This window comes from Neolewinella xylanilytica, from assembly GCF_002934605.1.
GTDB lineage: Bacteria > Bacteroidota > Bacteroidia > Chitinophagales > Saprospiraceae > Neolewinella > Neolewinella xylanilytica.
In genome coordinates, this window is the sequence record NZ_PTJC01000005.1 from 887,423 (window position 1) to 902,934 (window position 15,512).

Sequence of the window (15,512 nt, forward strand, 5' to 3'; positions counted from 1 at the left end):
AGGTACAACCTGCCGCCATGCCCGCACTCCGCCCCCTACCTGACCGTATCCTGTCGATCGACGTCCTACGGGGTTTCGATATGCTGATGATCATCCTGGCCGACCGCTTCTTCTGGAGCCTGCGGGAGGGAGTGCACACCCCCCTGACCGACGCGCTGGCCACGCAGTTCGACCATCCGGAGTGGTTCGGATCGACCTTTTACGACATCATCATGCCCCTCTTCCTCTTCGTGGTGGGAGCCGTGATCCCCTTCTCTCTCTCGGCCCGCAACCGCGAACGAGTGGGCCTGCGGGCCGTCTACCGGAAGCTGCTCCGCCGCTTCGTCATCCTGTTCATCCTTGGCTGGATCGTGCAGGGCAACCTCCTGGCCTGGGACAGTAGCCAGTTCCGGCTGTTCAGCAATACGTTGCAGGCCATTGCCGTGGGGTACCTGTTTTCCTGTCTGGCGTGGCTGCACCTGTCCCGGCGGGGGCGGTACCTGCTGTTCGGGGGCTTGCTCATCGGCTATGCGTTGCTGCTCGTCCTGCCGAACGTGCCCGGCGTCGGCCCCAGCGAGGTCTTGCCCGACCGTAATTTTGCGCTCTACTTCGACCGACTGGTGCTGGGCCGCTTCGACGATGGCCTCCAGTATACCTGGCTGCTCAGCGGACTGGGCTTCACCGCAACGACCCTATCCGGCCTTTTCGCCGGCGAACTCATCAGGACCAGTCTTCCCCGTGAACGAGTGGCGCGCTACCTCCTCTTACTGGGCATCGCCTTCCTTTCCGTAGGCCTGGTCTGGGGGGGCTGGCACCCGATCGTGAAAAAGATATGGACGAGCACCTTCGTCCTGGCTTCCTCGGGCGTCTGTTATCTGTTGTTAGCCGCCTTCTATTACGTGATTGACGTGCGGGGAAAAACCGGGTGGACCTTTCCCTTCCAGGTGATCGGCATGAACGCGATCGTAGCCTACGTACTCTCCCACGTATTCGACTTTCCCGGTATTGCGGGCCAGGTACTGTACGGCCTCGAACCCATTGTAGGCGCGTATTACGAAGCCCTCACGGTATTGGGCGGCTTCGGCATCCTGTATCTTCTGCTGTGGTATATGTACCGAAACGGGACCTTCGTGAAGGTCTAGTACGGTAATGGAGCTGCTACTTCGCTTGGGCGCCGGAGCGCAGGTGTCGGGGGAATTCAAGACCGTAAAAAAGTCGGTAAGGGCTTAGAGCTTGTTTGGATTCTCCTCACCGGTTTGCAAAGGGCCTGTTTCCGCCCCGTTGTCGGGTGCCTAAACAGGTCGCAAATTGCCTTATTTTCGACCGGGTTCGGGGATCCCTAACAAGCCCTTGGCGGGACTACCCAAAAAAAGAGGTGCACGACCAAGCCGCGCACCTCCCAGAAAGATGTCATAAACAAATACTCGGTCAATCCACGTCCCAGAAGAGCGTGTTGGTAAGCTTATCCTCACCACTCACTTCGGAGTAGTTGGCGTTATAGGTGATCTCGCGGCCCGGGATCGTCCACCGGCTGGGCGGCAGCGGCTGGGTGGAGGAGTTGTCGGTCCAGAAGCCCAGGGTGGGGTAGTCGAGCCGCCGCACTTCCGCCCAGTTCTCGTAGGGTTGGACGATGTTGAAGTGCAGCCATTTTTGCCGGGCGATCAGCTGGATTTTATCCTCCGTCGACTGGCCGGGCGTCATTTGAACCGGCTCGGACTCTATGAGTGCCTGGTAATCCGCGTCGGAAACCTCCTCGACGACGACACCGGTGCTGGCCGAACTGACGGAATTCACGTAGAGGTAGAAGTCGATCGACTGGCGGATGCCGGTCTCGTAGGCGGTTACCGCCGCTTCCCCGTCGCCGGTGCGGGCGTAGTACTCCGCCAGCAGGAAGCTGGTTTCCGCGGCGCTGAAAAGCAAGCCGGGGAAGTACTCGTTCTCGCTGAAGGTGCGGCGGTTGTAGAAGGCGATCAGGCCGTCGTTAACCAGTTGCTGCTGTTCGCTACCATCCAGAAGCGGATCGATGCCGAGGTAGGCGCCGTCGGGCGATTCGGTACCGGGTTCGAAGAGAAGCTCCAGGCGGGGGTCGTTCGATTCCAGCAGCAGGTCGATCAGGGCCTGACTGGCGTCGTCCCCGTCCCAACCGGCCGAGTTGATCCCGTCGCGGAAGCCCCGGGAGTTGATCGTCGAGGTTGGGTCGAAAACGTCGATCATGATGTTCTGCTCTCCCGTCTCCACGGTGGGAAAGCGCTCGGAGTTGCCGATGATTTCACTCAACTCCGCGGTTGCCCGGGAGCTGAACTCCGGCGCTTCCACTACCCGCATCAGCATCCGCATCCGCAGCGAGTTGGTGAAGCGACGCCAGAGCATGACGTCCCCGCCGTTGATGATGTCCTGGCTGGTGAAGGAGGCGGCAACGCCCGGGGACAGTTCCACCGAGGCGAGTTCGTCGGCGATCGCCTGCAGATCGTCGAGCATGAAGGTGTAGATGTCGCTGCCCGAATCGAAGCTCGCGTACGACTCGGAGTAGTTGCCCGCGTTGGTGCTCAGCATGCCGGCATCGAAGTAGGGCAGGAAGCCGAAGAGGTCCACGGCTCGCTGGGTCTCGTAGTGCATGTAGGTAGCCGCCGCCAGCCGGAAAATAGCCCGATCCTCCTGGGCCGCGGGGTCCAGGTTGTTGTAGATGCGTTGCATCTCGCGGTACTGCGCCAGTACTTCGTAGTAGTTGTTCCAGAAGGATTCTACCCCCGAGGAGCCGGGTACGTACTGGTTGGGACTGTTCGACACCCCGATCGACTGCGTCCAGGGATTGAGCGTTCCCCGCAGCACGACGAAGTAGTTGGTGTAGTTCGGTACGATGTAGTCCTGGCCGGCCACCAGTACCCCGGTAAACTGCTTGTCTACCGTCGTTTCGGCGATGCGGGAGGGCTCGGCGTAGGCGTCGGCAAGATCGTCTTCCGTACAGGAAAAGGAGCAGGCCAAAAGTGCCCCGAAGAGCATATATCTGAGGTCCATAATTAGGTACTTCATGGATGGATGATTATACCGCTGGATAGTTCCGTTTCTCTGGCTTTTGCCCCCAGGCGGGAGCGGGAGCCGGGTCCCCTGCAATGTCCAGCGGTATGATGGGGTGATTAAAAGGAGGTTTTAAACTGCACACCGAAGGAGCGGAACGACGGGTTGTTACCAGCATTGTTGATGTTCTGGTACCAGCGGGATCCGGCGGTGGTCTGCTCGGGATCCAGGTCCTTGATGGAGCGGTAGATGAAAAAGATGTTGCGGCCGTAAACGGAGATGTTCGCGTTCTGCATGCCGACACCCGAAAGCCAGGTAGTCGGCAGGTTGAATCCGAGGGCCAGTTCGCGGACCTTCACCCAGTTGTTCTCGTTGATGTAAAGCTCGTAGCGGGAGTTGCCGTACTGGGGGCCGCCCCAGTTGTAGGTACCGTTGTAGTAGCGGGCCTGGGACACGACGTTCGTGTTGGGCTCGCCGTTGATGTTGACGCCTTCCAGCAGGATACCGTCGTTAAACACGAGTTCCCCGTTCGGACCTTCGTTGGCGGTGGTCTGTACGCCCTGGCCGTCCTCGTTCTGGTAGTAGCGCAGGCCCCCACTCTCGGCGTCCATGTAGTTCAGGCTTTCCTCGGTGAGTCCGCGGCTGGTCATCCAGTAAATGCCCGTGGGCATGATCGACCCGCCGTAGCTGAAGTCGGCCACGAAGTTCAGCGTCAGGAATTTGTAACCCAGCGTGGTCAGGAAGCCCCCCTCGAAGTCGGGCAGGGCGTTACCGTATACCTCCCAGTTGTCCCCGTCCAGTTGGTAGAGGCCGTTGGGGCCAACGATGCGGTTGTCGTTTGCGTCGGTGGCTACGGGGTGGGCGTAAATGTCGCCCATGGGCCGGCCGACCACCGAGCGTACCTGGGCGGCGTTGCCGTCGAAATCGGCGTGAATCAGCTGGGTAGCATCGTTAGCCAGTTGTTCTACCGTGTTGATGTTGCGCGCGAAGTTGATGGTAGTGGTCCAGTTGAAGTTTTCGTTGCGGATGATATCGGCACCGAGGGAGAATTCCATACCCTCGTTCCGCAGTACGCCGATGTTGGTCAACACGGTGGTGGCGCCGGAGCTGGTCGGTACGTCTACGGGTAGGATCTGGTCGATGATCCGTCCGTTGTAGTAGGTAGCATCCACGCGGAAGCGGTTGAGGAAATTCAGGTTGATGCCGAATTCCACCTCCTTCTTCCGCTCGGGCCGGATCAGTTCATTGCCGAAGGCGTTACCCAGGTTGGTATAGATCACCGCGGAGCCGCCGCCGGACTGTACCCCGAGCGTGTTCTGGATGTAATTGATGTTGGCCAGGTAGCGGCCGGGATAGTTGCCCACCACGCCGTAGGAGGCCCGCAGTTTCGCGTAGCTGATGCTACGGGGCAGGTCGAAGATCTCGTTGAGGATCAGGCTCGAATTGACCGATGGGTACGAAAAGGAATTGTTGCCCGGCGCGATGGTGGAAATCCGGTCGCGCCGGATCGTACCTTCCACGAACCAGAAGGTCTTGAACCCGAAACTCAGCGACGTGAACAGGCCGTCGGTGATTTCCGTAGCCCGGGTGGCGCGACCCTGCGGAATATCCCGGGAAGCGGAAAGGTCGAACTTGTTCTCGGGGCTGAGGCCGTTGACGGTGCCGATGGAGGTGAGCGCGTAGTCGTACTTGCGGGCGGTGTAGCCGGCCAGTACGCCCAGGGAGATGTCATCCGTCACGTCCAGGTCGTAGTTCAGGATCACGTCACCGTACAGCAGGTTCTCGGTGTAATTCGTTAGCGAGAAGGCGCCGCCGGGGTTGTTGTACAGGGCGGAGGGCAGCTCGGTGGAGTTCCAGCTCTCCGTCTCCTGGGCGGTGTAGTCGGTAGAGAGCCGCCCCTGGAGGTTCAGTCCGCCGATCACGTTCCACCGCTGGGTGAAGTTGGCGATGACGCGGTTGTTGTTTTCGCGCGACTGATATTCGTTCACCCGCCACACGTAGTCGGCGATGTCGGACTTAAAGCCGTTGTAAATGATGTTTTCCTCCGGTGTCGTGCTCGGTTGGGTACCCGTGCGGAAGTAGTAGCCGTCGCTCGTTTTGTAGCGGTCGAAGTACCAGTCGGCCGACTCGAAGCGGTCCATCATGCCCGTGAAGTTGTTCACCATACGGTCCACCTTGTACGGGCGGTTGTTGGTCGACTGGTTGATGTACCGGACGTTCAGGCTGGAACTCAGTCGCTCGTTGATGTCGTAGTTCGTGGTGAAGGTCAGGATGTTGCGCTCGTTCTTGGAGTTGAAGGAGATCATCTGGTTGTCCTGCCGGCTCAGCGATACCCGGAAATTGAAGGCTTCCGTACCCTTTGAAACGGCCAGGTTCACATTCGAACTGTTGGCGGGCTGGAAGAGGTCGCCGTAGCTGTTCTCGGAGGATACGTAAGGGCGGACGACACCGTCCCACGCCATCACGGGCTGGCCGTCGAAGTTCGGGCCGAAGTTCACGCTGGTGTTGATGAGCCCGCGGACGTCGTTCTCTTCGTCACCGTCCGTGTCGTACCCGATGAAGCGATCCGCGCCCTGTCCGGCATCGGCCAGGGATACCGGGTAGCCGGGGCCCCGCACGTTCTGGTAGCGCGGCAGGTAGGCGATGCGGTCGGTGTTGTAGGAGGCGTTGAATTCCACGCCGAGCCCCTGGTTGAATTTCCCTTTCTTGGTGGTGATGAGGATCACCCCGTTCACGGCGTCGGAGCCGTAGAGCGCCGCCGCGGAAGCTCCCTTGAGTACGGAGATATTGGCGATGTCCTCGGGGTTGATGTCCAGCAGCCCGTTACCCTGGATGCGCTGGTCGTCCCAGTAGCTGGAATTGTTGAACTCGCCGTTCCGGATGGGTACGCCGTCGAGCACGATCAGGGGCTGGGTGTTGCCCGTTATGGACGCCTGTCCGCGAATGTTGATGTTGATACCGCTCGTAGCGCCGCCGGGCGTAGAGCGAATGGATACCCCGGGCGCCTTGCCGTAGAGTGCCGAGGCGAAGTTGGTCACCTGGGTCTTGGTGATGTCTTCGGTCTGCAGTTCCACGGTCGCGTAGCCGAGGGCCTTCCGCTCCCGGGAAACGCCGAGGGCCGTCACCACCACCTCGTCGATGTTGTTGCCCTCGGTCAGCGTCACGTCTAGCGTCGTACGGCCGTTCAGCACCAGCTCCTGGGCCCCGAAGCCGATGTAGGAGATGCGGAGGGTGGGGTTATCGCCCGTTGGCTCGAAGGAGTAGAAGCCATCGACGTCGGTGACGGTGCCGTTGTCGGTGCCCACCTCCAGGATGTTCGCCCCGATCAGCGGATTGCCCGCTTCGTCGGTAATGGTGCCGGAAACCGTCTGGGCGAGACTGATACCCACCACGGACCACACCAGCAATAGTGTCAGTGTAAATTTCATATACTAGTTATTTAGAAAAATTACCCAATATGCGTTAAGGTTAACGCAGGCCCAACTTGAGAATCATAGAGTGCGTTAAGGTACACGCCACGGTGAAATTAGGTAGATATTGTAATTAATCTACTCATCAAGCTACAACAAATTATCTCGCCGGTTGCACAAATTTTGCCGTATCCGGGTGTTTGCCATTTAGTATTTGGCCGGAAGCGGTATAGTAAGAATCGAATTTGACCGGGACAGATTAAGCTTAGTGATTGTTAGGAACGGGTCCGTGCATTCGGGCGGAATTTCTTCGCCAAATTAGCGTTAGGAGCACCTGTCTAATCCACCTTGCGTTCGTTACGTAGTGGCTGTTCGGCTTTTCGTAGTTTAACCGGTCGGTAGCTACCCGCTGATGGATCGCCCTTCTACTATGGAGCGGATGCTCCCGGGCATAATGCCTCCTGCTGCCGGCCCCACCCGTTTGCCACCCTACTCAACGCTTAACCCCTTTCATGCAACACAAAAAGCCCACCCTGAACGACATCGCCCGGAAAGCGAACGTCTCCATCGGCACGGTGGACCGCGCCATGAACGACCGTGGCCGCATTGCCCCGGAGGTGAAGGAAAAGATCCTGTCCATCGCCGACGAGATCGGCTACAAAAAGAACATCTACGCCTCCCTCCTGGCCTCCAAGAATAAGGTGAAGCGGCTGGCCTACCTCCTGCCGAAGAAAGGAATGGACGGCTACTGGGACCTGGTATTGGAGGGGATTCAGAAGGCCATCGATCACAAACCCATCGAGACCTTCGTGCTCGAAGCGGTCTACTTCGATCTCCATGACCCCCGGGACTTCCTCCGCGCCGTACGCGAACTGAAGGATTTACGGGTAGAGGTGATCCTGACCGCCCCGATCTTCCACAAGGAGTGGCCCACCCTGATGGGCGAGCTGGCCAGGCTGCGCATTCCCTACGTCATCATCAATACCTTCCCGGAGAAGGTGGATGCCAACTACCTGTCCTACATCGGGCCCGATTCCTACAACAGCGGTAAGCTGGCCGGTAGGTTGATGAATTATCACTGCTCACCGGGCGCCAAGGTGCTGATGATGCCACTGGAAAAAGAGTACGCCAACGCCCGCCATATGGTGGAGAAGAAGAACGGCTTCCAGGAGTTTTTCCGACAACGAAACCCGTCGGTGGAAGTGATCACCTCCGACTTCGCCGACTTCGAGGATCAGCAAGCCATCAACCGGTACATGGCCCGCACCATCGAGGAGAATCCCGACCTGGCGGGTATCTACGTCAGTGCCTCCCGCACATACCTCATCGCCCGGGCCCTGGAGCTGCTCGACCGGAAGCCCATCCTCATCGGCTACGACGTGCTCCCCGAAAACGTCGGCCACCTCCGCAACGAAAGCATCCACTATCTCATCAGCCAGAACCCGAAACTGATGGGTTACCTCGGCATGAAGGCCTGCCAGGAATACTCCATCTACAATACCGTGCGGGATAAGAAGATCCTCATCCCGATGGACATCATCGTCCCGGAGAATTACCAGGAAAATAAGGGCAGCTACGTGCTGGTCGAATCGGAGCTGCTATCCATGACCGAAGGGTAAGCCGAACGGGGAGCGTGGTCTCACCGCTGGCTTACCCTCCAGCCCGAATAAATACTTAGGTACTCGAATCCCGCTAAAAGCTGATCCCCGCCTCCAAATTAATCCCGCTGAATTCCGCCCCGGCAAACCGGCCGGTCCAGGCGTTGCCGGTGTACTCCTGGCGGACGTATTCCAACTTGGTGACGATGTTCTTCGACAAAAACCAGCCACCACCGACGTTCAGCCGCTTAATCTGCAGCTCTTCGGCCGCGTTTTCCAGTGCTTTTCCTTGGACGGTATTGTAGCGTCCCGCGACGTAGAACCGCTCCTGCGCTCCGAAGCGATAGATCAATTCCGCGGCCAGCTGGGTAAAGGCACCCTCCTCGCCGACCTCCGTTTCGTTGCTGCCGGAGGCTACCTCGTAGATCCCGAAGAACTCCAGGCCCCGGAACTTGACGAAGGGGTTGAGCTGTACCGCGGTCAGTTTCGCGAAGCGGGCGTTGTAGCGTCCGTCGAAGTCACCGCCCTCGCTATTGCCTTCGGTGTCGGGCAGGGTGTGCAGTACCGAGTAGTAGCGGCTGCCCGCGCGATCGCCGCCGTAGAGCCAGGTGCCGGTGGTGGTTCCGTGATTCGTGTACACCGAGCCGGTAAGCCGGAGGCGTAGATCGGCGTTCACCTGCTTGTCCACGCCCACCTTGCCGTAGAAGGAAGGCTGATTGTCGGTATTGTCGTTCACGACCACGTTCTGGTTGAGTTTGCCGTTGGTCACGCCCACCACGGCCAAGAGTCTCTTGTGCTGGACGGTCAGTTCCCCGAAGGCTTCGGTGGAGAAAGCGTCCATGAGGTAGTTGCCCACGAAGGGGTTGTAGGTCACCCGGGCGTTGTCGCTGCGGCGGTAGTGAGCGTCGCCGTAGTTGAACTCGTCCAGGCCGATGCGGACGGTAGCGAACCGCATGAGCCCGTCCAGGAAACCGGGGCGGATGAAACCCAAATCGTCGAGCTGGAGGTAACCGCCCCGCACCCAGGCTTCTGGGTGATGGCGGGCGGAGAGGTAGGTGGTCAGGTGCATGCGCACCCCGTCGATCAGTTGTACGTCCAGGTTGAGGTTGGCGGTGGGCAGGTTGAAGTTGTCGCCGAGCTCCACCAGGTTATTGGCATCGTTGCTTTGGTCGAGCGCCTGAAATTGCATGGCAAAATCGCCACCCACGCGCACCGCTACCCCGTCGAAGGGCACCGTATCCGCCTTGGCCGTCTCGAAGACGTTGATGCCGCGTTGGTCGTTCGGGCGGAAGTATTGCAGGTCGGCGCGCTGGGCGTGGGTCGTCATCGTGACCGCGCAGGCGACCAGGAGCAGGAAATATTTCATGGTAATATGGTTTGTGGGTGTGGTTAGGGGGAATCAGGCTCCTTCGGAGCTTTTCTCGTAGGTGACCGAGAAATGCAGGGTAATGACGTCACCGGTTTTCATGACGCCCAGCATGAAGGAGGGGGGCGTTACGTCATAGTCCGTCATGCTGAGGCTGTAGGAGCCCTTGCAGGTGACGGAGGCGTCCGCGTTAACGACCACGAAGACGTCCATCTCGATATCCCGGGTCGTGCCCGCGATGGTGAGCCGGCCGCGCGTCTTGGCCAGTTGCCCTTTCGCCTGCGGAGATAGCGTGGCGGAGGTCAGCTGGTAAGCGATGCGGGGGTATTCCTCGGCTTGCAGGGCGTCGTAGGCGTTGTTGTCGAGCCCCTTGTTGCCGCTCTTGAGGTCCTCCACCCGGAGGGCGAAGCTCAGGTTTTTGATCGCCTCCAGGGCGGGCTCCGTGGCGTCGGCCAGCACGAACACCGCGTCACCGGTGACGTTGGCGGTCTCCATTTCCCAGTCGTGGAGGGTAGAGGAGCCCAGCACCCGCATGCTGGTGTCGCCTTCGCCCCGCAGTTCGTAGCCGGTTTGGGCGTGCCCGACGGCCGAAAGCCACAGGGTGCAGCAAAGGAGGAAAAGCAGGGAGGTAAGGTGCGTTCTCATAAGGATGGTGTTATCCGTTTTATCGGTTGACGACACAAAATTATCCCCACCAGGGAGCGGCTGCACTGCGGCAGATCACTGCCGGCGATGATTCTTCGCAGTGGCCCGGGATGGCGGCTGGGGGCGTCACCCGCAGAGAAGCGGTGGCGAAGCATCGTACTGACCGGTGAAGTCTGGTACCGGAAGCACCTGGCGGCGGGGCGCCGGTGAAAAGCAGTTCCTCACCGTCAAGCCCGGTATGCCGAACGCGTAGCGTGACCCTTCGGGCATTCCCCCGGCTTATCGCTCGGTAGCCGTAGCTTCTTCCATCCGCTCAAACCGTAACCGCTCCCCCCGGAAGTCGACGATCTCCATCCCCGTGACCCGCCCGTCGGCTCCCCGGGGAAAGTCTACGGTAAAGGAGTACCAATTGACGCCCGAAAATCCGCCTTTGCCGTCCGTCCGCAGCGGAATATCGCCCAGCCGAAAGTGGGAGAGCAGCGGTTTACCGTCAACGAACCGCAGGTCGAAGGTGCTGTCCAACTCATCGCTGTGGTAGGTACCGGTAATGGCTTCCGGAGTGAGTGGTGCTTTCGGTTTAGCCACCTTCTCGCCCGAAGGAGACGCGACGGGTGGGGTGAAGGTAGCGTAGGGCCCGAGTACCGGCTCCAGGTACCTTTCGGCAAACCCAAAGCCATTCGGGTAGGGCGCGAAACGGGCATCGTTGCTGAGCAGGATCACCGTAAGCCGCCGTGCCGGCCAGCGACCGAGGAAGGCCCGGAAACCCCCGTCGCTGCCGGTATGGATGAAGCTCGTCAGCCCCCGGTACTCGCGCAGGAACTGCCCCTTGGCGTGGCGGATTCCCAGTTGTTCGTCCGCGTACGCGGGCGAGCCATTGTCCAGGGTGGTGGCTGCGTTGAAGGTGGCGATCAGGGCCGGATCCCCCACCACGGGGTCGTAGAAGTTGGCGCTCCATTTCGCCAGGTCCGCCGCGGTGGTGAACAGGCCGGTGGAGCCGACGTAGCTGTTGTTTAGGGCCTCCTTTTTAAATCGGCCCGCCGCGAAGTCGTAGCCGTAGGCACGGTGGGGGATCAGCCGCTCGTGGTCGTCGTAGAATTGGGTATGGTCCATCCCGAGCGGCTCGAACACCCTTTCCCGCAGGAATGCATCGAGGGACATCCCGGACACCCGCTCCACCAATTCGGCTAGCAGAACGTAGTTCGTGTTCGAATACCGGAAGGCACTTCCCGGCGCGAAATTCAGTTCCCGCTGCCGGGCCACCAACCGCAGGATCTGGTCGTTGTCGACGTACTCGTCCATCCGCCAACCCGCGAAGGTGAGCAGGGCGAGGTGGTCCTTCAGTCCGCTGGTGTGGCTGAGCAGGTGGTCCACCCGGATCGCCGGCGCGAACTGGGTGAGTTCGGGCAGGTATTGACCGGCCGCGTCCTCCAGGCCGATCAGCCCGTCCGCGGCCAGCAGGTAGACGGCAAAGGCGGTGAACTGTTTGGAAATGGAGGCTACCTGGAATACGGTGCCGGTATCTACGGGTATGCCGTATTCCAGGTTGGCCGTGCCGTACCCCTCGGCGAACAGGATCGAATCGCCTTCCACTACCAGCACCGCCGCGCCGGGGGTGGTGTCCCCGTAACCCGCGTACAGCCCGTCAAAGTGCTGGCGGATATCGTACCGCGACGATTGGCCGTAGCCGCCGAAGGAACCAAGGGAAAGTAGCAAGACCAGCAGATTGTACCCCCGGGTCAGCTGCAAAGGGGAAAGCTGCATACGGGGCGATATTTGGTGGGACAAAGTGCGGCCGATTTTGGGTTCGTGAAAAGGACGGAGCATGCACGCCCGTGGATGCATTCAGCACCGCGCCGGGTTAACCGCCAGGTCAAGATACGCGGTACGCTGCGACCGGCCGACCATACCCGCCGGGTAGCACCCGGAGTCTAGGGATTTACCAGTTGTTCACCGCGGTTGGCGGTTTCCCGGGGGCTGGGTCGCCTAAATGCGCGGTTTTAGCGCGGCGGCGTACTCGGGGGTACGTACGTAACGGAAGTATCTTGTATGGCATCCGTCAGATCCGGAAGCGCGCGATCCATCGGGTTCCGACTTGACCACCCGACTTAAAGCCTGTGGTCTTCCTGATGCGCTCGTTTACCCAGAAACAGATCCCTGGTTTTCGCTCCTCCGGTAAAGGGTTTCAGGTAGGCCGCGAAGTCGTCCATCGTCCAGCCCAGGTACCGCATCCGTTGCAGGTAGAGGAAGAAGAACGCTACCAGACTAAAGAATAGGGTCATTTGCCGGTAGTCTTCGGGCACGCCTAGCAGATGCAAGCCGCCGCCGTTCAGTAGGGCAATGCCCATCAGTAAAGCGTTGAAGCGAATGCGGTGCATAGCCGTTCGGGTAGGGACCTTTTAAAATAGGGGAAATATCCATTCCCGTGTACCGGGATCTTGTACAGCAGGCGCGCAGGATAATGGAACTTACCGAACCAACACCTCATCCAGGAACAACCACGACCGTCCGTGCGCTACCCGGAGCCGCAAGTAGCGCGCCGGGCGGGCCGGAAAGTCCACCCCGAAGTCTTCGATGGTCGTCTCCGGAGCGGACTGCAGTTCCCGGGTAAAGGTGCCCGTTTCGGTGTACGTCTGCCCGTCTTCGGACACGGACACCGCCACGGAGGTCGGAAAGTAGATCCCCGCCCCCTGGCTTTCCAGGAATCCCAGCTGCACGGAAGAAATTTCCTTCGCCTCCCCCAGGTCGAGCTCGATGGTCACGTCTGTATTCAGCCAGCCCAGCCACTGGCCGTCGTGGAAGTCCTTGCTGCCGCGCAGGATATTGACGGGGGTGACGTCTCCCTGTCCGGAGTAGGCCTGATGGTAGGTGGGTTCGAAGGTCGCCCGGGCGTTCACCGCTTCGTGGAATACATAGCTCTTTTCGGTGGGCCGGGTGACCGGTTTACCATCCTCGAAGACGACGGCCTTCACGGTAGCCGTGGAGCTTAGCCGGACGGGGCCGTCGTACAACGGCGAAGCGGCCGTCACCGGCTGACCGTCGGTGGTGTAGCGGATCCGCGTATCCGGAAATTCGCTGGCCAATCGCAGACTTACGCTGGGCGCGGCCGGGTCCACTTGCGGCTCCATCGTCACCTGGTAGGCACTTTTGGCGTAGTTGATCCCCATCCGGTCGAAGCGGGGAAACATGCGGCGCGTCCGGGTCGAAAAGTCCGCCCAGTCGCGTACCGACCGCGGCGACCACAGCACCTCGGCCGTAGCCCACAGTCTCGGATACAGCATGTACTCCGAATGCGCCGGCGTGGGCACGTATTCCGACCACAGGTTCGCCTGTCCGCCCAGCACGCGGTCCCGCTGGGCCTGCGTCATGGAATCCAGCGTGGGCTCGAATCCGTACACGGTGTTCAGGTAGGTAAAGGCCCCGAAGGCGGTGGGCTCGTAGTCGGGGTTGCCCTGGTAATAATCGAAGTAGGCGTGACTGGTGGGCGTCATCACCACGTCGTGCCCCTCCTTGGAGGCCTCCCAGCCGCCCTGCATCCCGCGCCAGCTCATGACGGTGGCGCCCGGAGCCAGTCCGCCCTCGAGGATCTCGTCCCAGCCCAGCAAGGTGCGGCCGAGCTCGCTCAGGAACCGCTCGATGCGGCGGATGAAGTAGCTCTGCAGCTCGTCGGTGCCCGCCAGGCCTTCCGCCTCGATACGGCGCTGGCAGTGGGGACAGAGCTCCCAGTTGGTCTTCGTGGCCTCGTCGCCGCCGACGTGGATGTAGCGCGAGGGGAAGAGCGCCATCACCTCGGTGAGCACGTTTTCCAGGAAGGTGAAGGTCGATTCCTTGCCCGCGCAGTAGATCTCCGTGATCGGCCACACGCCGCCGGAGGGTACGGCGATGGTGTCTTCCGTGCACGACAGCCACGGATAAGCCGCGATCGCGCTCATTACGTGGGCCGGCATCTCGATCTCGGGGACGACGGTGATGCCGCGCCGCCAGGCGTAGTCGACTACCTCCGATATCTCCGCCTGGGTGTAGTAACCCCCGTAGGTCGCCTCGGCGGCGGGGTCGTTGGTTTCGCGGGCGTTCCAGGCTATGGCCTCCTGGTCTACGCGCCAGGCGCCCATCTCCGTGAGCCGAGGGTACTTTTTGATCTCAATCCGCCAGCCCTGGTCGTCCACCAAGTGCCAGTGCAGGGTATTAAGCTTCAGGAAGGCCATCCGGTCGATGGTCTCCTTGATGTACTCCACGGGGAAGAAGTGGCGGGAGACGTCGAGCATCAGTCCGCGCCAGGCAAAGCGGGGCTCGTCTTCGATGGTCAACTGCGGAATTTCCCAAGCTACGTCGGTGACGGTTGTGCTGTCCTCGAAGGCGGGCGGAAGTAGCTGCCGGAGGGTTTGCAGTCCGTAGACCAGGGCGTGCAGGGAGCCGGCGTCCACGGTGATCCCATCGGCGTTGACGTCCAGGCGGTAGGCTTCGTCGCCCAGGGCGGTATCCTGTCGCACGGTGATGGCCTTTCTCCCGCGCCCCGGCGCCATCAAATCCCACCCGGTAGCCCGCGCGTACTGCTTGGTGAAGAAGTCCGCTACCTGGCGCTGGGCCGCCGACTCCGTGCGCAGGCGGGTATCCGCATCGAAGGTGAAGGTGCCCGTGCCGCGGGTAACGGAGGCGGGGTAGGGGATGAGATCGAGGGGCTGCTGGGCGGATAACCCACCCACGAAGGCGGTAAACAGAAGAAGAATGAGGCTACGGAGCATGGAGGTGCGGGGGCGTTAACGCAGGGAAGGTACAACCTACCGGACACTGGGCGCTGTACCCGCTTAGGCACTAGTGATCGGGCGTTCCTTCGGCCGGGACGAGGGTAAGTACCGTTACGCCGTTGTCGAGGGAAAGCACATCGGTGCGCCGGAGGAAGCGTTGTTGTTGTAGCTTGGGAAACAGCGGCTTACCGCTCCCCAGGAGCACGGGATTCACCTCCAGGCGGTATTCGTCAACGAGCCCGGACTCGATCAGGGTGGCGGCAAATTGCGCGCCGCCTACGATCTGCATATCCCTACCGGATTGCTCCTTGAGCAACCTAATCCGTGCCGCGGCATCCCCGTTTTCGATTCGGGCTCCGGGCCATTTGGCGTCGCGGAGGGTGGCGGAAAAGATTAGGTGCTGCGTCCGTTCCGCGTAGCGGGCGTACCGCCGGTCGTACTCCGAATGGCCTTCTCCGTGCAGTACGGAAGACCAGTAATCGCGGTAACCGGCCCACATGCCCCCGCCCAGGAGCAGGAGGTCGGTATGGTCCAGCAGGTCGAACAGTGCTTCCCACTGCGCATCGGTGGTGGGGGACATCCACCCCAGCTCGCCTTCCGGCCCTGCCGCGAATCCGTCCAGAGAGATTCGCATGGAAAGGATCAGCTTTCTCATGGTATAATATTTTTCCCGCTCGCTCTTTAGAACCCGTTGACCTGCCGCTGCGGTTCGTCGCTATCCCGCCCGGCGAGCTCACGATGAGGCTCTTTGCATTCC

10 protein-coding genes are annotated in these 15,512 nt (G+C 60.6%); 2 read left to right on the forward strand and 8 right to left on the reverse strand.

The genetic code is table 11. The annotated features are described in order from the left end of the window. The first annotated feature begins 17 nt into the window (after positions 1-17). On the forward strand, positions 18-1,121 hold the full coding sequence (locus tag CLV84_RS03500) for an acyltransferase family protein (protein WP_104418346.1): 1,104 nt from the start codon (positions 18-20) through the stop codon (positions 1,119-1,121). Between the two features lie 286 nt (positions 1,122-1,407). Here CLV84_RS03500 and CLV84_RS03505 read toward each other — a convergent pair whose 3' ends face one another. Both CLV84_RS03505 and CLV84_RS03510 read right to left on the reverse strand, forming a co-directional pair. Next, positions 1,408-3,009: a SusD/RagB family nutrient-binding outer membrane lipoprotein gene (locus CLV84_RS03505; RefSeq protein WP_104418347.1), complete on the reverse strand. Its 1,602-nt coding sequence runs from the start codon at positions 3,007-3,009 to the stop codon at positions 1,408-1,410. 104 nt (positions 3,010-3,113) lie between these two features. Beyond that, positions 3,114-6,422, reverse strand: a complete 3,309-nt coding sequence (locus CLV84_RS03510) for a SusC/RagA family TonB-linked outer membrane protein (protein ID WP_104418348.1) — start codon at positions 6,420-6,422, stop codon at positions 3,114-3,116. A 494-nt stretch (positions 6,423-6,916) separates the two neighbouring features. Between CLV84_RS03510 and CLV84_RS03515 the strand changes: the two genes are divergently transcribed. Continuing rightward, positions 6,917-8,023, forward strand: coding sequence for a LacI family DNA-binding transcriptional regulator (locus CLV84_RS03515; RefSeq protein WP_104418349.1), 1,107 nt, complete (start codon positions 6,917-6,919; stop codon positions 8,021-8,023). 73 nt (positions 8,024-8,096) lie between these two features. Here CLV84_RS03515 and CLV84_RS03520 read toward each other — a convergent pair whose 3' ends face one another. From CLV84_RS03520 to CLV84_RS03545, 6 genes are all read right to left on the reverse strand, one after another. After that, positions 8,097-9,368 carry a hypothetical protein gene (locus CLV84_RS03520; RefSeq protein WP_104418350.1) on the reverse strand — a complete coding sequence of 424 codons (1,272 nt, stop codon included), beginning with the start codon at positions 9,366-9,368 and terminating at the stop codon, positions 8,097-8,099. 33 nt (positions 9,369-9,401) lie between these two features. Continuing rightward, a complete protein-coding gene (locus tag CLV84_RS03525) occupies positions 9,402-10,013 on the reverse strand; it encodes a YceI family protein (protein WP_104418351.1) in 612 nt (203 codons plus the stop codon). 279 nt (positions 10,014-10,292) lie between these two features. Continuing rightward, entirely contained in the window at positions 10,293-11,774 is a 1,482-nt protein-coding gene (locus tag CLV84_RS03530; protein ID WP_170067551.1) for a serine hydrolase domain-containing protein, read from the reverse strand. Between the two features lie 344 nt (positions 11,775-12,118). Then, positions 12,119-12,388, reverse strand: coding sequence for a hypothetical protein (locus CLV84_RS03535; protein WP_104418353.1), 270 nt, complete (start codon positions 12,386-12,388; stop codon positions 12,119-12,121). A 90-nt stretch (positions 12,389-12,478) separates the two neighbouring features. Further along, positions 12,479-14,752 carry a glycoside hydrolase family 20 protein gene (locus CLV84_RS03540; RefSeq protein ID WP_104418354.1) on the reverse strand — a complete coding sequence of 758 codons (2,274 nt, stop codon included), beginning with the start codon at positions 14,750-14,752 and terminating at the stop codon, positions 12,479-12,481. Between the two features lie 70 nt (positions 14,753-14,822). Next, positions 14,823-15,410, reverse strand: a complete 588-nt coding sequence (locus CLV84_RS03545) for a dihydrofolate reductase family protein (protein WP_104418355.1) — start codon at positions 15,408-15,410, stop codon at positions 14,823-14,825. Between the last annotated feature and the right edge of the window lie 102 nt (positions 15,411-15,512).